We start from the raw sequence: 17,150 nt of genomic DNA, 5'->3' as shown, positions 1-17,150 counted from the left end.
TCATCTCCCTCTCTTCCTTGCCCACGGAATCACCAATCCGATTCTGTGCAAAGCCCTCCTTGTGGGAGAAGGTGGCCGCGAAGCGGTCGGATGAGGGGTGCTCCAGCTGGGCATCGCCGTATTCCGTCCAACACCCCTCATCCGTCTCGGCGCTGCGCGCCGATCCACCTTCTCCCGCAAGGGGAGAAGGGAAGGCGCGATCTGGCCCTACACGCGGTGTCCGGAACCCGCTAATCTCGCCCCATGAATCAATACGCCAAGCTCAGGATCGGCCATTCGGCCTGTCCGCATGATTGCCCGTCGACCTGCGCGCTCGAGGTCGAGCTGCTTGACAGCAAGCGCATCGGCCGCGTCCATGGCGCCAAGGCCAACAGCTACACGGCTGGCGTCATCTGCGCCAAGGTCGCCCGTTATGCCGACCGCGTCCATCATCCCGACCGCTTGCTGAAGCCGCTGATCCGGGCGGGCGCCAAGGGTGAGGGCCTTTGGAAGGGCGCGAGCTGGGAGGCCGCACTCGACCTGGTCGCCGAAAAATTCATCGCGGCCGAGGCAAGATACGGCTCGGAGACGGTCTGGCCCTATTACTATGCCGGCACGATGGGGCTGGTGCAGCGCGACGGCATCGAGCGGCTGCGCCACGCGAAGAGGTACTCAGGTTTCTTCGGTTCGATCTGCACCAATCTGGCCTGGACCGGCTGGATGATGGGGGCCGGCGCGCTGCGCGGTCCCGACCCGCGCGAGATGGCCAAGTCCGACTGCGTGGTGGTCTGGGGCACCAATGCCGTGGTCACCCAGGTCAACGTCATGACCCACGCGATAAAGGCGCGCAAGGAGCGCGGCGCCAAGATCGTCGTCATCGACGTCTACGAGAACGCGACGATGAAGCAGGCCGATCTCGGCCTGGTGCTGAAGCCCGGCACCGACGGTGCGCTGGCCTGCGCGGTGATGCATGTGCTGTTCCGTGACGGCATGGCCGACCGCGCCTATTTGGCAAAATACACCGACGATCCACACGGTCTGGAAGCGCATCTTCAGACGAGGACGCCGCAATGGGCGGCTGATATCACCGGGCTTTCCGTCGATGAGATCGAGGCCTTCGCCCGTCTCGTCGGCACGACCAAGAAAACCTATTTCCGCCTCGGCTACGGTTTTTCGCGGCAGCGCAACGGCTCGGTCAACATGCATGCCGCCGCCTCGATCGCCGCGGTCACCGGCTGCTGGCAATATGAGGGCGGCGGCGCCTTCCATTCCAATTCGGGCATCTTCAAGCTGAACCAGGAACTGCTGGAAGGCACGCGGATGCGCGACCCGGCGGTCCGCCACCTCGATCATTCGCGCATCGGCCCGGTGCTGACCGGCGCTGAGGATGCGCTCTATGGCGGCCCGCCGGTGACGGCGCTGCTGATCCAGAACACCAATCCGGTCAATGTCGCGCCGGAGCAGCGGCTGGTGAAGCAGGGTTTTCTGCGCGACGACCTGTTTTCCTGCGTGCACGAACAGTTCATGACCGACACCGCAAAACTCGGAGATGTCGTGCTGCCGGCGACGATGTTTTTAGAGCATGACGACGTCTACAAGGGCGGCGGCAATCAGCACATCACGCTCGGGCCGAAGCTGATCGACCCGCCGGAAGGGCCGCGCAGCAACCATTTCGTCATCGAGGAACTCGGCAAAAGGCTCGGTGTTGGCGACAGGCCTGGCTTCGGCATGACCGAGCAGCAGCATATCGACATCATTTTGGGCAAGCGCGGGCTGGGCAGCTTTTCGAGCCTCAAGGAACAAAAGTGGCTCGATTTGCAGCCGGCTTTCGAAGCGTCGCATTTTATCGACGGCTTCGGCCACGCGGACGGAAAATTCCGCTTTCGCGCCGACTGGACCGGGCAGGCGGCGCCCAACCGGCCGCCGAAAAGCATGGGCCTGTTCGGGCCGGTGGCAAGCCTGCCGGAATTTCCCGACCACGTCGATCTGATCGAGGTGGCGGATGCTGCGCATCCGTTCCGGCTGGCCACCTCGCCGGCGCGCAATTTCCTCAACTCGACCTTTTCCGAGACGCCGGTGTCGAAGGCCAAGGAGGGCCGGCCGGAACTGCTTTTGCATCCGGACGATGCGGCAGCCTATGGGCTGGCCAATGGCGACCGCGTCGAGATCGGCAATGCGCGCGGCGAAGTTGTGCTGCACGCAAGATTGTTCGACGGCCTCAAGCGCGGTGTCGTGGTGGCCGAAGGCATCTGGCCCAACAGCGCCCACGAGCGCGGCGAGGGCATCAACGTCCTGACCGGCGCCGACGCGCCGGCGCCCTATGGCGGTGCGGCGTTCCACGACAACAAGGTGTGGCTGCGCCCGGCAAAGTGAAGCGTCGGAACGATATGCCCAACCAGCCGTTTTTGCGTGGCGGTGGAGACATGGTGATGGCAGAAGCGTTGGCAGCGCCGGCCCCCGTTGGAAGGACGCTTTCGCCCGGCGAACTCGTGACCACGATGGCGCATTTTCATCGCGCCGAGATTCTGCGCATGACGGGGTGGCGCGACCGCCTGGACCGGACGAGCAATTGGGCGATAACGGTCGTCGCGGCAATGTTGTCCATCTCGCTTTCGACGGCCAGCGCGCATCACGGCGTACTGCTTTTTGCCATGCTGCTTGTCCTGTTGCTGCTGTGGATAGAAGCGCGGCGATATCGCTTCTTCGACGTTTACCGGGCCCGCGTGCGCCAGTTCGAACGGCACTATTTCGCGCAGATATTCTCGCCGCAGCCGGACTTCGCGTCTGATTGGCTGTTGGTCGTCGGCGAAAGTCTGCGCACTCCAAAATTCCTCATTTCGCAACGAGCGGCGTTGGCGCGCCGTCTGCGTCGAAACTACATCCACATGCTGCTGATCCTGCTGTTAGCCTGGATCCTGAAACTGTCGACCCCCAGTCTTCTAACCGAAGGTGTCCGCATCGACTTCGTCAGTTCGGTGCGCGAGGCGGTTGCCGGCGCTGCTCTGGGGCCCATTCCCGGCCTGGTCATCGTCGTGCTGGTCGCCGCCTTCTATGCCGGTCTGCTGGTCACGGCGTTCCTGACCGCCAGCGACGACGGCGAACTCTCCTTTGGCGACGTGCACGTCTAGGGCGGCAGCGCAAAACCGGTAGATCTGCGATTCAGCTGTGCAGGAAATCGAACCGATCGGTTCGTTCTTGTTGACGCATTGTGCAAGACCAAGTGAACGTCGGCTCAGCAAACGGCCGGGCCACGCGGCAGAAATATTCGGCTAACGCATTGAGAAGAAAGTCAAAGATTGTGGCGAAGGAAGCCTTTGGCGGATTTCAAGCACCCGGTTCAGGGCGTAGCCGGAACATCTTTGTGATTGGAAACCGCTGCATGGCCAACCCACCTCGGTGTGGTCCGAGCGACGCGAAATCCTCCCAAGGCACGCCACGAGACGGACAACAACACTGAAAGTATGAAAGTACTGGAGTACCTGAAATGACCAAGATTGCTCTTACCGCTGCCGCCATCCTCATTGCCACAGGCAGCGCCTTTGCCGGCAGCGACCACTATGGTTCGGACGGCGTCAACCAGTCGGCCGCGCCTGTTGGCAATGCGGCTGTTGGAAATATCGACAGCACGTTCACGGGCTCGATTCGCAAGCCGTTTACGGCGGAGCACAATACCGTCAATACCAACGCGACGACCCAGCCCGGCACGACTGAACCGGTCGTGCCTCAGTCCGGCCGGGGCAACTGGGGCCGCTAAATCCTCAAGCTGCGGAACGCAAAGAGCGGCGGGCTTGGCCCGCCGTTCTTGCTTTTGCATATCAAGTCACAGCCCTCGTTTAGCGCAGATCCTTCGGCCAAACGCAGTGTGTCAGCCGCGCATCGCCGAGGGCCAGCCGCGCCCAGTCACCGTCGAAAACGAAGCGGGCGAGGGCTGCCGTCGGGAATTTTTCTTCAAGCTTTTTGAGTGCTGCGGCATCCGACCCGGCGCCGGCAAGTCGGCGCGCGAATTCCTCCAGGCCGGGATTATGGCCGAGCACCAAGAGACTGCTCGTTGCCGCATTTGCCTGCCGTACCTTGGCGAGAACGTCTGCCGCACTGGCCTCGTAGAGCGCCTGGACGAATTTGGCCGGCGTTTTCGCGGGCAGTTCCGCCGAAACCAGCCGCCATGTGTCGCGGCTGCGCAGCGCCGGCGACACCAGCGCCAGATCGGGCAGCCAGCCCTGGCTGGCCAGTTCGCGACCGACCAGCCGGGCGGCCTTCAGCCCGCGCCCGGAAAGCGGCCGGTCGAAGTCGATGAGGTCAGGATCGTCCCAGCTCGACTTGGCGTGACGCAGAAGAAGGAGTTGCTTCGTTGTCGTCATGCCAGCCTTGTCCTGCTCAGGGCGTGATGCGCGCCAGATGCTCGAGGTCGGTCTCCTCGCGCAGCGGATCGGGCGCCATGATCACGGAGGTGCTGTTGTCGGCATCGTCGGCGAAGTGGGCAAGCACGGTGCGGCCGCCTTCCATCCGCGCCTTGCCTTCGGCGACCAGCCCGAGCGCCAGCGGATAAAGCCGGTGCTCGGCCTTCAGCACGCGTGCGGCGAGCATGTCCTCATTGTCGCCGACCATCACCGGCACGGCAGCCTGGGCGATGATCGGGCCGTCATCCATATCCAGCGTCACGAAATGCACCGTGCAGCCATGGATGCGTATGCCCGCGCGCAAGGCGCGCGCATGCGTATCCAGCCCCTTGAAGGCGGGCAGCAGGGCAGGGTGGATGTTGATCATCCGGCCCAGCCATTTCTCGACGAAGCGCGCGCCGAGAATGCGCATATAACCGGCCAGCGCCACGATCTCGGCGCCGAACGAGGCAAGTGCGGCGTCGATTGCCCCGTCATGCGCTTCCTTGCTGGTATAGTCGGCCCGCGAAATCACCTTGGTGGCGATGCCGCGCGCCGCCGCGATGCCGAGACCGGCGGCATTGGCCCGGTCGGAAATGACGCCGACGATCTCGGCCGGATAGCCCGGATTGGTGGCCGCGGCGATCAGCGCCGTCATGTTGGAGCCGCGTCCCGAAATCAGCACCACCGTGCGTTTGCGCATGCTCATAGGCCGATCGCGCCCCGATAGATCACGCCGGCGTCGCGGCGCGGCACGATGCGGCCGATCGGCGTCACGCTCTCGCCGGCCTCCTGCAGCACGGCCGCGACCTGTGCCGCCTGGCCGGAGGCGACGGCGAGGATCATGCCGACGCCGCAGTTGAAGGTGCGCATCATCTCGTCGGGCGCCACGCCGCCGGTCTTGGCCAGCCATGAGAACACCGCCGGCACCTCGATGGCGTCGAGGTCGAGCTCGGCCGAAAAATCCTTCGGCAGGACGCGCGGGATGTTTTCCGGGAAACCGCCGCCGGTGATATGGGCCAGCGCCTTGATGCCATGCGTGTTGCGGATCGCCTTGAGGATCGACTTGACGTAGATGCGGGTCGGCTCGAGCAGCGCCTCGGCCAGCGTGGCTTCATCGTTGAAGGGCGCTGGATCGGTCCACGCAAGGCGGCTGGTGGCGACGATGCGGCGGACCAGCGAAAAGCCGTTTGAATGCACGCCCGACGAGGCCAGCCCCAACAGCACGTCGCCCTCGACGATGTCGTCGGTCGGCAGCAACTGGCCGCGTTCGGCCGCGCCCACGGCAAAGCCGGCGAGGTCGTAGTCGTTGCCGTGATACATGCCGGGCATTTCCGCCGTCTCGCCGCCGATCAGCGCGCATCCGGCCTGCCGGCAGCCCTCGGCGATGCCGCCGACGATCGCCGCACCCTGGTCGGGGTCGAGCTTGCCCGTGGCGAAATAGTCGAGGAAGAACAATGGCTCGGCGCCCTGCACGACGATGTCGTTGACGCACATGGCGACGAGGTCGATGCCGATCGTGTCGTGCTTGCCGGCATCGATGGCGATCTTCAGCTTGGTGCCGACGCCGTCATTGGCGGCGACCAGCACCGGGTCGGTGAAGCCGGCGGCCTTGAGGTCGAACAGGCCGCCGAAGCCGCCGATCTCGCCATCGGCGCCCGGCCGGCGCGTCGCGCGCACCAGCGGCTTGATCTTCTCGACCATGAGGTTGCCGGCATCGATGTCGACACCCGCCTCGGCATAGGTGAGCCCGTTCTTGCGCTTGCTCATCACTCTTTCCTGCTTTCCGGGGCTCTTCGCATGAACGGCTGCGCCTCGCAAGGATAACGGCTGGCTCAGGCACTTTCGGCATCACAAAATCGTGGACAGAGGGCCTCAGGCAAATCTCCAACATTGGCGATGGCGAAGGCCTTGAAGACAGCCAATCTCTCCCCACGAGTGAAGATTGGCAGCATCTGCGTCGCTCTGACTTGCCGTAGCCTCCCATCTCTATCATGTATCATCAAAACAGAAGCGACGGGACATGCGTTTGACCATCCCCAACATGATCACGATCATGCGTTTCGTGCTGGTGCCGGGCGTGGTGCTGGCCATGCTGCAGGGGCGCTGGGACTGGGCTTTCGCCGGCTTCCTGATCGCCGGCATTTCCGACGGCGTCGACGGCTTCATCGCCCGCCATTTCAACCAGTTTTCGCAGCTTGGCGCCTATCTCGATCCGATGGCCGACAAATTGCTGCTGGTCTCGGTGTTCGTGGTGCTGGGCTTCATCGGTGAATTGCCGCTGTGGCTGGTCGTCACTATGGTGTCGCGCGATGCGCTGATCGTCTGTGCCGTCGTTCTGTCTACCGTCATGACCCACCCGGTCGAGATGAAGCCGCTGTTCGTGTCGAAGGCCAACACCGCCGTCCAGATCGGGCTGGCGGCGGTGGTGCTGGGCGAACTGGCCCTCGCCATCGATCTCGATCCGCTCAGGCCGGTGCTCATATTGCTGTCCGGGGTCTTGACCGTGGCTTCGGCCGCGGCCTATCTCGTGGCTTGGCTGAGGCATATGAGCGGCTATGGCGAAGGCTCCAAACCGGATACCTGACCAGAACATCGACGCGGCAGCCGAAGCTGCCGCTGCCGATGCGGCCGCGTCTGGCGTGTTTCGGCGCCAAATCCGCTTCTGGCTGATCAGCGCCATCATCCTCGCGATCTTCCTCTATGTCTTCAGCGGCATCCTGCTGCCGTTCGTCGCCGGCATGGTGCTCGCCTACTTCCTCGACCCGGTCGCCGACCGGCTGCAGCGGCTCGGCCTGTCCAGGCTGATGGCGACGATTGTCATCCTGTTTGCCTTCATCGTCGTTCTGGTGCTGGCCTTCGTCATCCTCATTCCGGTGCTGGCTTCGCAGATGGCCGATTTTGCCAGCAAGCTGCCGGAATACCTGACCCGGCTGCAGTCCCTGATCACCAGCTTCGATCCGAGATGGCTGGAAGAGCAATTCGGCGTCGACGCCAATGGCCTGCGCGAAGGGTTGAACTCGCTGCTGACCTCCGGCTTCGGCCTACTGACCACGGTGTTCACCTCGATCTGGAGTTCCGGCGTGGCGCTGGTCTCGGTGGTCAGCCTGTTCGTCGTCACGCCCGTCGTCGCCTTCTACATGCTGCTCGACTGGGATCGCATGGTGACGATCGTCGACAGCTGGGTGCCGCGCGACTATGTTCAGACCGTCAGGGCGATCGCCAGCGACATCAACACCGCCACCGCCGGCTTTGTGCGCGGCCAGGGCACGCTGTGCCTGGTACTGGGCGCCATGTACGCCACCGGGCTGACGCTGACCGGCCTGAATTTCGGCATCCTCATCGGGCTGTTCGCCGGGCTGATCTCCTTTATTCCCTATGTCGGCTCGCTGACCGGGCTGGTGCTGGCTGTCGGCGTTGCCTTCGTTCAGTTCTGGCCGGACTGGACCATGGTCGCGGCGGTGGCCGGCGTGTTCTTCGTTGGCCAGTTCATCGAGGGCAACATCCTGCAGCCGAGGCTGGTGGGAAAAAGCGTCGGCCTGCATCCGGTGTGGCTGATGTTTTCGCTGTTTGCCTTCGGCGCGCTGTTCGGCTTCGTCGGCCTGCTGATCGCCGTGCCGGCCTCGGCCGCTGTTGCCGTCCTGGTGCGCTTTGCCATCGCCCGCTATCTCGAGTCGCCGCTCTACAAGGGCCACAGCACCGAACCTGTGCCGCCGCTGCCGGCGCGTCGCCGCGGGAGCGGTGGGCCGCGCAGTTGAGCCAGATGCCGGACAACAAGATCGACCCGCCGCGCCAGTTGCCGCTCGATCTCGGCCACGGAACCGGCTATTCGCGCGACGAACTCGTCGTCTCAGGCACCAACAGCCAGGCGGTGGCGCTGGTCGATCGCTGGCCGGACTGGCCGTCGCCGGTGGTCGTGCTCGCTGGCCCCGCAGGCTGTGGAAAAACCCATCTGGCGTCGATCTGGCGCGCCCGCGCCGGCGCAGTGAAGGTCGACGCCGGTCGGATCGGCGACTGCATGGCGAGCCTCGGCGCGCGGCCGGCCCTGATCGACGATGTCGATGCCGGTCCGGTCGATGAAGAGGGGCTGTTCCATCTGATCAACGCGGTGCGCGGGGCCGGCTCGACCTTGCTCTTGACCGCGCGGCGCTTTCCGTCCGCCTGGGGTGTCAGGCTCCCCGACCTCGCATCGCGGCTGAAGGCGGCGGCGATGGTCGAGATCCACGAGCCCGACGATCTCTTGCTGGCCGGTGTCATCGCCAAACTGTTCGCCGACCGCCAGGTCGAAGTCGAGCCGCACGTCGTGCAATATCTGGTGCGCCGCATCGAGCGCTCGCTGGCCACCGCGATGCGCGTGGTCGAGCGGCTCGACCGCACGGCACTGGAACGCAAGACGCCGATCACAAGGGCGCTCGCCGCCGAAACCGTCAGCGCCATGGATGAGGGGCAGGGCGAGTTCGAGATTTAGGCGGTGGGAGAACTTCCCTTCTCCCCTTGTGGGAGAAGGTGGACGCGAAGCGGCCGGATGAGGGGTGCTGGAAGAAATGAGGCGCTGGCGATCCTGTCGCAGTGCGCCCGATTTGGGCGAGGGTGTCCGCCAAGCTGGAACACCCCTCATTAGACCGAGCTTCGCTCGGCCACCTTCTACTACAAGGAGAGAAGGAAAAAGCTCCGGTCGGTGTCCCATTTCGGGAAACATTGACTGGCATCTCTCTTGCACATGCAAGCTTGCCGGCTAACCCCGGTCCTGATGCGTATCAAATCAGGTTGTAGGCTCGCCGGGAGATGAGGCGGTTGGGGTTCTCTTCCCGGCGAGCTTGCCTTCAACGAGGGGATAACTCAGCTCCCTACGCCCACCACCGCCGCTCGTTCCGCGCCAAAGCGCCTGCGGTAATCGCCCGGCGCCAGGCCGGTTACCCTGGCGAACACTTTGCGGAAGGAGCCGGGATCGTCATAGCCGACATCCCAGGCGATCTGGTCGATGGATCGGGTCGTCGCTTGCAGCATCTCACGCGCCTTGCCGACGCGCAGGTGCTGGCAATACTCGGTCGGCTTGAGGCCGGTGGCGTTGCGAAAGCGGCGCAAAAAAGTCCGCTCCTCCAAGGCCGCATGCTCCGCCATGGTGGCAAGCGTTACATCGCGAGCGCCTCTGGCCTGGAGCCAGTGCTGCACCTTGAGGATGGCCTCGTCGCCATGGTTCAGCTTGGGTGCAAAGGGGCTGTAGAAGCGTTGCTCGCGTCCCGGCGGGTCGACCAGCATGAAACGGGCGGTGTCCATCATCACGGTCGGCCCAAGCACCCGGTCGACGAGCTTCAGGCCAAGGTCGGTCCAGGCCATATAGCCGCCGGCGGTGATGATGTCGCCGTCATCGATGACCAGCTTGTCGGCATCGAGTAGGATGTCGGGAAAGCGCATCGCCAGCGCGTCGCGATAGGCCCAGTGCGTGGTCGCCGCACGACCCGACAGCAGACCGGCCTCGGCAAGCACGAAGGCGCCGGCGCAGACCGAGCCGAGCGTCGCGCCGGCAGCGTGGCGGGCCCTGAGCCAGTCGGCATAGGGCGCGGCCGCCTCGCGAGCGATCGGATCGCCCAGGGTCGGAGGCAAGATGACCATGGCAGGTCCATTGTCGGGGCCGGGCTCGCTGTCGAAGCTGCGGATGACGGTTTGGCTCGCTTCCTGCCACTGCCAATGGCTGACGCGAAGCCTCAGCGCGTCCGGCGAACGGTCGGCAGCCAGCCGGTTGGCCAGCTGGAACAGGTCGGTCAGACCGAGAACTGCCGCTTGCTGAACGCCGGGATACACAACAAGCCCGATTTCGACCCGATCACGCCCCGCATGCATCTGTCAGTTTTGCCACGTTCAATGTCTGTTTTGCCAATACTCACCATTACTCCGTTGCAATAGCTTGTCCACAGAAGGAACGAACCTTCCCCCCACCAAGCCAGCCAACTGCAGCAAGGAGCACGACGATGAGCACATTCACCACCCAGGACGGCACCGAGATTTTCTACAAGGATTGGGGCACAGGCCAGCCAATCGTGTTCCATCACGGCTGGCCTCTGAGCGCCGACGACTGGGACAACCAGATGCTGTTCTTCCTCGACAAGGGCTATCGCGTCATCGCGCATGACCGGCGCGGGCACGGCCGCTCGACACAGACCGCGACCGGCAACGAGATGGACACCTATGCCGCCGACGTCGCGGCTCTAGTCGCGCATCTTGATCTCAAGAACGCCGTCCATATCGGCCATTCGACCGGCGGCGGCGAGGTGGCGCGTTACGTGGCCCGCTACGGTGGCGAAGGACGCGTCGCCAAGGCGGTGCTGATCGGCGCGGTGCCGCCGATCATGCTCAAGACCGACAGCAACCCCGGCGGCCTGCCGATCGAGGTCTTCGACGGCTTCCGTGCCGCTTTGGTCGCCAACCGCGCCCAGTTCTACAGGGATGTGCCGGCCGGCCCGTTCTATGGCTTCAATCGCGAGGGCGCCAAGGTTTCGCAAGGGGCCGTCGACAATTGGTGGCGCCAGGGCATGATGGGCGGAGCCAAGGCCCACTACGACTGCATCGAGGCTTTTTCCGAGACCGACTTCACGGAAGACCTGACGAAGATCGACGTGCCCGTCCTGATCATGCACGGCGATGATGACCAGATCGTGCCGATTGCCGACTCAGCCCTGCTTGCCGCCGAGTTGGTGAGGCACGGCACGCTCAAGGTCTACAAGGGCCTGCCGCACGGCATGTGCACCACCCACCCGGAGATCATCAATCCGGATCTCCTGGCGTTCATCCAGGGCTGACGCTTCGCAAGCTTCAGGCGGGCACCCCGGGAAGTCCGGGCTGCCCGTTGGTCGCTTGGGTGCTTCGTCAGTCGCAGATGCTGTCCGGCGCAGGTGCGCCGGCAGCACGGCCGGTGATTTCCGGTGAATGGATGGTCGGAGTGGAGAGATTCGAACTCCCGACCCTCTGGTCCCAAACCAGATGCGCTACCAGGCTGCGCTACACTCCGAGTCCTTGGCGGCGTATAGGGTTACGGGCTTGGCTGCGCAACCCCTAAAAGACGAAAACGCAACAAACGGCAGGCCCGGGTCGAGAGCGGAGTCGGAAATGCCGGCCGGCGCAACGGTTTCGCGGCAGCGCCACCTCAGGCACCCAGGTTGCTGTCCAGCGGCACGCTGCCGTTAACCCGGATAAAACGTCCCCGCCGGGAAGAAAACGCCCGGCGCGATCTCGGTCGTCTTGTCCACGGCCGTCACCTCGCGCGATCATCGTCGGTGGCCCGCCGTGAAGGGGTACGGCAGGCTCGGCCTTGCCGCCGGCAGCATTGCGCAGTAATGACGGGAATACAGCGGCGGTGCCGCTTGCACGTAGCAACGAGGTGTTCATGTCCGCGCGCATTTTCAGCCCAGCCAAAACCGCGATGCAGTCAGGCAAGGCCAAGACCGGCCACTGGGTGCTGGAATTCGATCCCGAGATGCGCAAGAAAATCGATCCGCTGATGGGCTACACCACGTCAGGTGACATGCGGAGCCAGATCAGGCTCACCTTCGACACAAGGGAAGAGGCGGTGGCCTATGCGGAGAAAGAGGGGCTGGCCTATCGCGTCGAGGAGCCGAAGGAATCCAAGCGCCGCCAGATTTCCTATGCGGAGAATTTCCGCTATGACCGCAGGACGCCCTGGACGCATTGACCGGCAAATGCCGGGCAGCCGTCCCAGCGCATAAATTAGCCGGCCCTTGGCGTCGGCCAGCGGTCCCGTAGCTCAGCTGGATAGAGCACCGGCCTTCTAAGCCGATGGTCACAGGTTCGAATCCTGTCGGGATCGCCAGCATTTTCTGTGTCCAGCCCGGAGACATAGTATCGGCGATGCGCTGATCGGCCCGCGTCCTCGCCCGGAGGCGCGGGCTTTCATTTTTCAGCTTGGTGCTAAGTGCGACTAGCTCCAGGTGCCTCGTCGAGGAGATTTGGACCTTTACTCACAGGCATCTGGCCGTCGGGAGTAAGCTTGTCCACTGCGTCGGGCAGTTCACTTGTGAGCCGGTCGAGAAGTTCCTCGCGGGACAATCCGGTTTGCTCGGCGAGATCGCTCAACGTTTGCGGGTCGATCGCTTTCTCGACTTGGTCGCGCTGAACGGGGCGATTCGATCCTGTACCAACCCAAGAATCGACTTGATCGCCCGCACCCGCATTCTTGAGACGCTCCAGGATGTCGCCGAGCCCGCCGGTGGAGCCAGCGTTTTTGGCATCTGTCGAGTTCCTGCCGGCGATTAACTCGCCGATCTTATCCCTGTTCTTGTAGGCAAGCAGGCCAAGCAAGGCTATGGCGACTTTTCCTATATCAAGGCTCATTTCGCACCTCCTTCCATGAAGCACGGACAAGGCATGCGGCTTTGAAAGGTTCCACGGTTATTTGCTGCTGGGCTGGTTTTCAGTTCGGTTAAGGGCGATGGGGCTTCCCGGACAGGCCTCGCGCGGGCGGACTTGGTCAGCTGTGATTGTGGACCACTCGCCAAAACTGAGGAATGGCGGGTAGTCCTTATCAGCGCAGGAAGGGACGTAGCTGCGCAGATCTCGGTTCGTTCTTGGTCCAATCGTCAAAGTCCGGCCGATTCCCTGGCCAACGACCGTTTGCCAGGAACGTGATGGAGACGGCGAAGACCGCGGCGAGTAACCAGCGGGCTTGGTGGACGCCATTCTCCATCGGCTTCGTGAGCTCACAGCTAGCAACTGCTACGAGCAGCCGCAGTTCCGGGTGGCGCGGTGTCCGGGCTATTACGCGAAAACAGGTGAGACTTAGGTCCCGTCTCGAATCAGACCGAAGCCCAACCAAGGAACGTTTGCGGCTGCCCGAGGTTTGGTGAGCCTGGCGCGAAGACGATGCCGTTCAGCGCAATAGAGCTCACATAAAGGAGGCACTTATGAGTATGCGTCTTTCTACTGCAGCCGCGGGGCTTCTGTTGCTCGCTGGTATCGGCGCCGTTGCCGCTCAGGACGTCATCATCGAGCCTGAACAGGAGACCGTCATCAGGGAATATGTCAAAAAGCAGCCCCTGGCGTCGGTGAAAATCCCTGGAGTGGAACTCAATATCGGCTCAACCTTGCCCGAAACCGTCGAACTTCATGAAGTCCCCGACACAAAATACCGTTACGTGGTGGTCGACAACAGGACCGTTGTGGTTGACCCGGGCACGCGCAAGATCATCAAAGTCATCGAATGAGCTAAGCGACTGGACCCGCCGTGCCGAAAGGTGCGGCGGGAAGTCGAGCGACGAGGAATGTGATCACCATGTCGAACCGTGAGATTGGAGCGTCGCAGGCGCTGCGAATACGCGTGGCTGACCTCGCTGAGAGGATGCGCGGCGCCAGGATTACCGAGAACGAACTGAAGACCTTTCGAAAGGTCGCAGCAGTCCTGGAGGACGGCAAGGGTAGAATCGATGCCGACGATTTGATTGCCGCATCCTTCGTCGTCGATCCGCCGGACTGACAAGAAGTGCTGCAATGTCCCTGTCTCCCAGCCTATTCTCTGTTGGCCTGACTTTCCAATGCCCGCAGTGCAACTTCACCGTCATCAAGAACGGCAGGTGGTTTCAGGTCGTTTCCCATTACAAGTGCGAGGGATGCGGACGCGAGATCCGCATTACCTATCCCGACAAGATCGCGATCTTCCAGAAGCACGCGCACTTGGCCATGCCGCCGGGAGCGCGGTAGCTGTGGCAGATGTGCAGACCAACTTCTTCATTGCCAACCCCACATTGAAAGTGAGCTCGAATTGCCGGGCATGAGCGCGAGCGTAATGGTGACCTAGATAAACCAGGTCGCCACCAGCCCCAAAGACGCGGAAAAGATTGCGATCGTAGTAGCCCACCCCAGGGCGTTGGTTGTCCGGCTGTTGACCTTGTCTCCCATGATCCGCGGGTTGTTCGTCATCAGCATGATGAGAAGAAGCAGTGGCGGCGTGGAAAAGCCCTGCACGATACCGGACCAGACGAGCGCCTTCATTGGGTTGAAACCCAGGAAATTCAGGCCAACAGCAATCAGCGTGAAGGCGCCGATCGCGATATAGAACTTTGGCGCCTCACGCGGCTTGGCATGAAGGCTGTGCTCCCACCCGACCGCCTGCGCCAGATCGTATGCGGCACCTGTCGTCATGACCGGAACGGCAAGGAACCCGACCCCGATCACGCCGGCAGCGAACAGTACGCCGGCGGCTGCACCAGCGAGCGGCTTGAGAGCTTCGGCTGCTTGAGCGGCGGTCTCGACGTCGTGCTCACCGGCTTCATAGAGCGTAGACCCTGTCGACAGGATGATGAAGTACATGATGAGGTTGGAAAAAATCATGCCGATCAGGATATCGCGGCGGGAGCGGCGCAGTTCACCGTCCGTGGCGCCCTTGCGCTTCCTCAGCGTCGTTCTCCCCTCGGCAATCTCTTCCTCCACCTCCTCATTCGACTGCCAGGTGTAGAGATAGGCTGAAAGGGTGGTGCCGATGATGGCCACCAGAATGGACAGGAACTCGCGGCTGAACTGGATCTTCGGAACAAGGGTTCCCCACAGCACGGCTGCCGCATCCGGCTTCGCCATGATGGCCGAGCCGACATAGGCAAGCAGGGCCAGCGCGAGCCAGCGGAAGATGTTGCGTATGAGCGTGTAAGAGCCCCAAAGCTGGAGAGCAAAGATCGCGGCCGCGACTACAATCACAATGAGGGGGATCGGAACAGGAAGGAAGATGTTGATGGATGCAGCCATGCCGCCGAGATCGGCGGCTGCTTCGATCGTGTTGCCGATCAGCACGCCCACCAGGACAGCCCAGAGCAGCCATCGGGGATAGAAGTCCTTGATCGCATGAAAGAGGCCGCGGCCCGAAACCTGTCCAAGCTTCGACGAGAGATACACGACCGTGTACATCATCGGCAGCGTTACAGGAGCGGTCCAAAGCAGGTCCGGGCCAAAGCGCGCGCCGGCACTTGCATAGGTGCCGATCGCCGAGCAATCGTCGTCGGCGGCGCCGGTGATAAGGCCGAGTCCAAGTGCTCGCCCTATGCCGTCCTTCTTGTCTTCCCGTGGTGAAGTGGCGTTACGATCGCGCTGCGTCATTGCGGCCACGCCGCGCAAAGAGCGTCACGCGCAAGCACGAGAAAAACGTCGCGAGCAATTATCCTATAAATGTACTGCAGCACGGGAGTGGGTCTCATACCGGCAAACCTCTACCGCCGTTCCAACTCCGCAATCGGCTGCTTGTTCCCCGCGTCAGCCGAGTGTTCAGGGCATGATAGAGCCCACGATTTCGATGAGCTTGGGCGTCTTCCAAACCTTTCATCTTTTGACGGAACCCTACCCGGCGTTTTACGAGATATTCTGCCCGTGTGATTGTCTGTTGGCCGATGTGCGCCAATGGTTCGACGGCGCGCGCGTCACATCAATCTTTGATGTTGCCAAAAGGCTCGCTCGATCGGATTGAGTTCGGGTGAGTATGGCGGCAGGAATCACAGCTTGCGCCGGCTGCCCTTAGGGCCTGGGGCAGGGCGGATCTGAACGGGGCTTTTCCACGAATGACTTTGATGGGCGCGGCGGCACTGCTGATCCTGATCCTGACCTATGCCGGCGTCGCCGTCGGCAGGTTCCCCCGGCTTGCGCCTCGACCGGGCAGGCATCGCGCTGCTCGGCGGTGCGGCGATGATCGCCATCGGCGCACTCAGCCTGGAGGACGCATACCGCGCCATCAGTTTCGACACGATCACGCTGTTGCTCGGCATGATGATCGTCGTGGCGCATTTGAAAGTCTCGGGCGCCTTCCGTGCGCTCGGCGCCATTGCCATCGAGCATGCGCATGCGCCGTTCATGCTGCTTGTGATGGTGACGCTGCTGACCGGGGTGCTGTCGGCGTTTCTGGTCAACGACGCGATCTGCCTGGTCATGGCGCCGATCGTCGTCCACGTCACCCGCGTCATCAACCGAAACCCTGTCCCCTATCTGATCGCCACCGCTACGGCGTCGAATTGCGGCAGTGTCGCCACCATCACCGGCAACCCGCAGAATATGGTCATCGGCGCGCTGTCGGGGATTTCCTATCCGGCCTTTTCGGCGGCCCTGGCGCCGGTCGCGCTGTTCGGCCTCGTCGCCGTCGTCGTCATCGTGCGCATCGTCTATCGCGCCGAGTTCGCGCGCAAGGCCGAACTCAGCCCCGAAGTCTATCGCGGCCGCATGTTGCCGGGCCAGGTACTCAAGGCGGTGGTGGTCTGCATCGGACTGGCGATCGCCTTCTTTGCCGGCGTTCCGGTCGCCAAGGCGGCGCTCATCGGCGGGGCCATTCTTCTCGTGACCCGTGCCATAAAGCCGGCGCGCATCTACCGCGAGATCGACGGGCCGTTGCTGTTCATGTTCGCCGGCCTGTTCATCGTCGTCGCCGGCGCCGAGAAGACGCTGCTCACGCCCGACATCATAGCCTCGGCAAAAGGCCTCGGGCTGGACGACGTCTGGCGGCTGTCCGGCTTCACCGCGGTGCTGTCAAACATCATGAGCAATGTTCCGGCCGTGCTGGCGCTGCGGCCGTTCATACCCGGCTTGGAAGACCCCGAGCGCGCCTGGCTGGTCGTCGCCATGAGCTCGACGCTGGCCGGCAATTTCACGCTGCTCGGTTCAGTCGCCAATCTGATCGTCGCCGAGTACGCGCGGGTCTCCGGCACACCACTGTCGTTCGCCGCCTTTTTCAAGGTCGGCCTGCTGCTGACGCTGGTTACGCTGCTTGCCGGGACGGCGTGGCTGGCACTCGGGTTCTAGGCGGCACGGATCGTTGCG

17 protein-coding genes, 2 tRNA genes and 2 pseudogenes are annotated in these 17,150 nt (G+C 63.1%); 13 read left to right on the top strand and 8 right to left on the bottom strand.

From position 1 onward, the window contains the following. The first annotated feature begins 243 nt into the window (after positions 1-243). The 3 genes from AC0L3O_RS32490 to AC0L3O_RS32480 all read left to right on the top strand — a co-directional run bounded on the left by AC0L3O_RS32490 (position 244) and on the right by AC0L3O_RS32480 (position 3,733). Entirely contained in the window at positions 244-2,352 is a 2,109-nt protein-coding gene (locus AC0L3O_RS32490) for a molybdopterin-containing oxidoreductase family protein (RefSeq protein WP_473617693.1), read from the top strand. A gap of 56 nt (positions 2,353-2,408) precedes the next feature. Next, entirely contained in the window at positions 2,409-3,107 is a 699-nt protein-coding gene (locus AC0L3O_RS32485; RefSeq protein ID WP_023800651.1) for a DUF2270 domain-containing protein, read from the top strand. Positions 3,108-3,463: 356 nt separating this feature from the next. After that, entirely contained in the window at positions 3,464-3,733 is a 270-nt protein-coding gene (locus AC0L3O_RS32480) for a DUF680 domain-containing protein (RefSeq protein WP_473617692.1), read from the top strand. Between the two features lie 79 nt (positions 3,734-3,812). Here AC0L3O_RS32480 and AC0L3O_RS32475 read toward each other — a convergent pair whose 3' ends face one another. From AC0L3O_RS32475 to purM, 3 genes are read right to left on the bottom strand one after another with little or no spacing between them, the layout of a single operon-like run. Then, positions 3,813-4,337 carry a SixA phosphatase family protein gene (locus tag AC0L3O_RS32475; RefSeq protein WP_473617690.1) on the bottom strand — a complete coding sequence of 175 codons (525 nt, stop codon included), beginning with the start codon at positions 4,335-4,337 and terminating at the stop codon, positions 3,813-3,815. Positions 4,338-4,353: 16 nt separating this feature from the next. Next, complete coding sequence (gene purN / locus AC0L3O_RS32470) at positions 4,354-5,064, bottom strand: phosphoribosylglycinamide formyltransferase (protein ID WP_128185530.1); 711 nt, start codon at positions 5,062-5,064, stop codon at positions 4,354-4,356. Next, complete coding sequence (gene purM / locus AC0L3O_RS32465; protein ID WP_128185528.1) at positions 5,061-6,125, bottom strand: phosphoribosylformylglycinamidine cyclo-ligase; 1,065 nt, start codon at positions 6,123-6,125, stop codon at positions 5,061-5,063. Before purM ends, purN begins: the two co-directional genes overlap by 4 nt. Before the next feature lie 259 nt (positions 6,126-6,384). Here purM and AC0L3O_RS32460 point away from each other — a divergent pair, with 259 nt between their 5' ends. From AC0L3O_RS32460 to hdaA, 3 genes are read left to right on the top strand one after another with little or no spacing between them, the layout of a single operon-like run. Then, the gene (locus tag AC0L3O_RS32460; RefSeq protein WP_287053933.1) at positions 6,385-6,942 is read left to right on the top strand and encodes a CDP-alcohol phosphatidyltransferase family protein; all 558 of its coding nucleotides are present in this window, start codon (positions 6,385-6,387) and stop codon (positions 6,940-6,942) included. After that, entirely contained in the window at positions 6,914-8,113 is a 1,200-nt protein-coding gene (locus tag AC0L3O_RS32455; RefSeq protein ID WP_473617689.1) for an AI-2E family transporter, read from the top strand. Before AC0L3O_RS32460 ends, AC0L3O_RS32455 begins: the two co-directional genes overlap by 29 nt. Before the next feature lie 5 nt (positions 8,114-8,118). After that, positions 8,119-8,823 (top strand): DnaA regulatory inactivator HdaA, encoded by a 705-nt coding sequence (hdaA, locus tag AC0L3O_RS32450; protein WP_287216659.1) that lies wholly within the window; start codon positions 8,119-8,121, stop codon positions 8,821-8,823. A 371-nt stretch (positions 8,824-9,194) separates the two neighbouring features. Here the strand turns inward: hdaA and AC0L3O_RS32445 are convergent, their stop codons facing one another. Beyond that, positions 9,195-10,196 carry a GlxA family transcriptional regulator gene (locus AC0L3O_RS32445; protein WP_473617688.1) on the bottom strand — a complete coding sequence of 334 codons (1,002 nt, stop codon included), beginning with the start codon at positions 10,194-10,196 and terminating at the stop codon, positions 9,195-9,197. Between the two features lie 128 nt (positions 10,197-10,324). Between AC0L3O_RS32445 and AC0L3O_RS32440 the strand changes: the two genes are divergently transcribed. Next, a complete protein-coding gene (locus AC0L3O_RS32440; protein WP_027152616.1) occupies positions 10,325-11,152 on the top strand; it encodes an alpha/beta fold hydrolase in 828 nt (275 codons plus the stop codon). Between the two features lie 132 nt (positions 11,153-11,284). Here the strand turns inward: AC0L3O_RS32440 and AC0L3O_RS32435 are convergent. Further along, positions 11,285-11,361: transfer RNA gene (locus AC0L3O_RS32435), tRNA-Pro, on the bottom strand. A gap of 375 nt (positions 11,362-11,736) precedes the next feature. On the opposite strand from AC0L3O_RS32435, the gene AC0L3O_RS32430 reads away from it, so the two are divergent. After that, entirely contained in the window at positions 11,737-12,042 is a 306-nt protein-coding gene (locus AC0L3O_RS32430; protein ID WP_027152615.1) for an ETC complex I subunit, read from the top strand. Between the two features lie 61 nt (positions 12,043-12,103). Continuing rightward, a tRNA-Arg gene (locus AC0L3O_RS32425) sits at positions 12,104-12,180 on the top strand. 98 nt (positions 12,181-12,278) lie between these two features. Here the strand turns inward: AC0L3O_RS32425 and AC0L3O_RS32420 are convergent. Then, on the bottom strand, positions 12,279-12,701 hold the full coding sequence (locus AC0L3O_RS32420) for a YidB family protein (RefSeq protein ID WP_027152614.1): 423 nt from the start codon (positions 12,699-12,701) through the stop codon (positions 12,279-12,281). Between the two features lie 569 nt (positions 12,702-13,270). On the opposite strand from AC0L3O_RS32420, the gene AC0L3O_RS32415 reads away from it, so the two are divergent. The 3 genes from AC0L3O_RS32415 to AC0L3O_RS32405 all read left to right on the top strand — a co-directional run bounded on the left by AC0L3O_RS32415 (position 13,271) and on the right by AC0L3O_RS32405 (position 14,063). Further along, entirely contained in the window at positions 13,271-13,570 is a 300-nt protein-coding gene (locus tag AC0L3O_RS32415; RefSeq protein ID WP_473617686.1) for a DUF1236 domain-containing protein, read from the top strand. A 68-nt stretch (positions 13,571-13,638) separates the two neighbouring features. Then, positions 13,639-13,839, top strand: coding sequence for a hypothetical protein (locus AC0L3O_RS32410; protein ID WP_023800633.1), 201 nt, complete (start codon positions 13,639-13,641; stop codon positions 13,837-13,839). A gap of 14 nt (positions 13,840-13,853) precedes the next feature. Beyond that, entirely contained in the window at positions 13,854-14,063 is a 210-nt protein-coding gene (locus AC0L3O_RS32405) for a hypothetical protein (RefSeq protein ID WP_023800632.1), read from the top strand. Positions 14,064-14,156: 93 nt separating this feature from the next. Here AC0L3O_RS32405 and AC0L3O_RS32400 read toward each other — a convergent pair whose 3' ends face one another. Both AC0L3O_RS32400 and AC0L3O_RS32395 read right to left on the bottom strand, forming a co-directional pair. Beyond that, positions 14,157-15,449 carry an Nramp family divalent metal transporter gene (locus tag AC0L3O_RS32400; RefSeq protein ID WP_473617685.1) on the bottom strand — a complete coding sequence of 431 codons (1,293 nt, stop codon included), beginning with the start codon at positions 15,447-15,449 and terminating at the stop codon, positions 14,157-14,159. Positions 15,450-15,790: 341 nt separating this feature from the next. Continuing rightward, a pseudogene (locus AC0L3O_RS32395) lies at positions 15,791-15,879 on the bottom strand (transposase); the annotation flags it as partial. Between the two features lie 25 nt (positions 15,880-15,904). Between AC0L3O_RS32395 and AC0L3O_RS32390 the strand changes: the two are divergent. Then, a pseudogene (locus AC0L3O_RS32390) lies at positions 15,905-17,132 on the top strand (anion transporter). Positions 17,133-17,150 lie beyond the last annotated feature (18 nt).

Source organism: Mesorhizobium sp. WSM4810 (assembly GCF_055811235.1).
The sequence above is the reverse complement of the archived record's forward strand: the minus strand, read 5'-3'. Positions and strand labels throughout refer to the sequence as shown.

Coding starts and splice junctions, on each gene's coding strand:
- AC0L3O_RS32490 (WP_473617693.1), top strand. CDS start 244: ATGAATCAATACGCCAAGCTCAGGATCGGCCATTCGGCCTGTCCGCAT.
- AC0L3O_RS32485 (WP_023800651.1), top strand. CDS start 2,409: ATGGCAGAAGCGTTGGCAGCGCCGGCCCCCGTTGGAAGGACGCTTTCG.
- AC0L3O_RS32480 (WP_473617692.1), top strand. CDS start 3,464: ATGACCAAGATTGCTCTTACCGCTGCCGCCATCCTCATTGCCACAGGC.
- AC0L3O_RS32475 (WP_473617690.1), bottom strand. CDS start 4,337: ATGACGACAACGAAGCAACTCCTTCTTCTGCGTCACGCCAAGTCGAGC.
- purN (WP_128185530.1), bottom strand. CDS start 5,064: ATGAGCATGCGCAAACGCACGGTGGTGCTGATTTCGGGACGCGGCTCC.
- purM (WP_128185528.1), bottom strand. CDS start 6,125: ATGAGCAAGCGCAAGAACGGGCTCACCTATGCCGAGGCGGGTGTCGAC.
- AC0L3O_RS32455 (WP_473617689.1), top strand. CDS start 6,914: ATGGCGAAGGCTCCAAACCGGATACCTGACCAGAACATCGACGCGGCA.
- hdaA (WP_287216659.1), top strand. CDS start 8,119: ATGCCGGACAACAAGATCGACCCGCCGCGCCAGTTGCCGCTCGATCTC.
- AC0L3O_RS32445 (WP_473617688.1), bottom strand. CDS start 10,196: ATGCATGCGGGGCGTGATCGGGTCGAAATCGGGCTTGTTGTGTATCCC.
- AC0L3O_RS32440 (WP_027152616.1), top strand. CDS start 10,325: ATGAGCACATTCACCACCCAGGACGGCACCGAGATTTTCTACAAGGAT.
- AC0L3O_RS32430 (WP_027152615.1), top strand. CDS start 11,737: ATGTCCGCGCGCATTTTCAGCCCAGCCAAAACCGCGATGCAGTCAGGC.
- AC0L3O_RS32420 (WP_027152614.1), bottom strand. CDS start 12,701: ATGAGCCTTGATATAGGAAAAGTCGCCATAGCCTTGCTTGGCCTGCTT.
- AC0L3O_RS32415 (WP_473617686.1), top strand. CDS start 13,271: ATGAGTATGCGTCTTTCTACTGCAGCCGCGGGGCTTCTGTTGCTCGCT.
- AC0L3O_RS32410 (WP_023800633.1), top strand. CDS start 13,639: ATGTCGAACCGTGAGATTGGAGCGTCGCAGGCGCTGCGAATACGCGTG.
- AC0L3O_RS32405 (WP_023800632.1), top strand. CDS start 13,854: ATGTCCCTGTCTCCCAGCCTATTCTCTGTTGGCCTGACTTTCCAATGC.
- AC0L3O_RS32400 (WP_473617685.1), bottom strand. CDS start 15,449: ATGACGCAGCGCGATCGTAACGCCACTTCACCACGGGAAGACAAGAAG.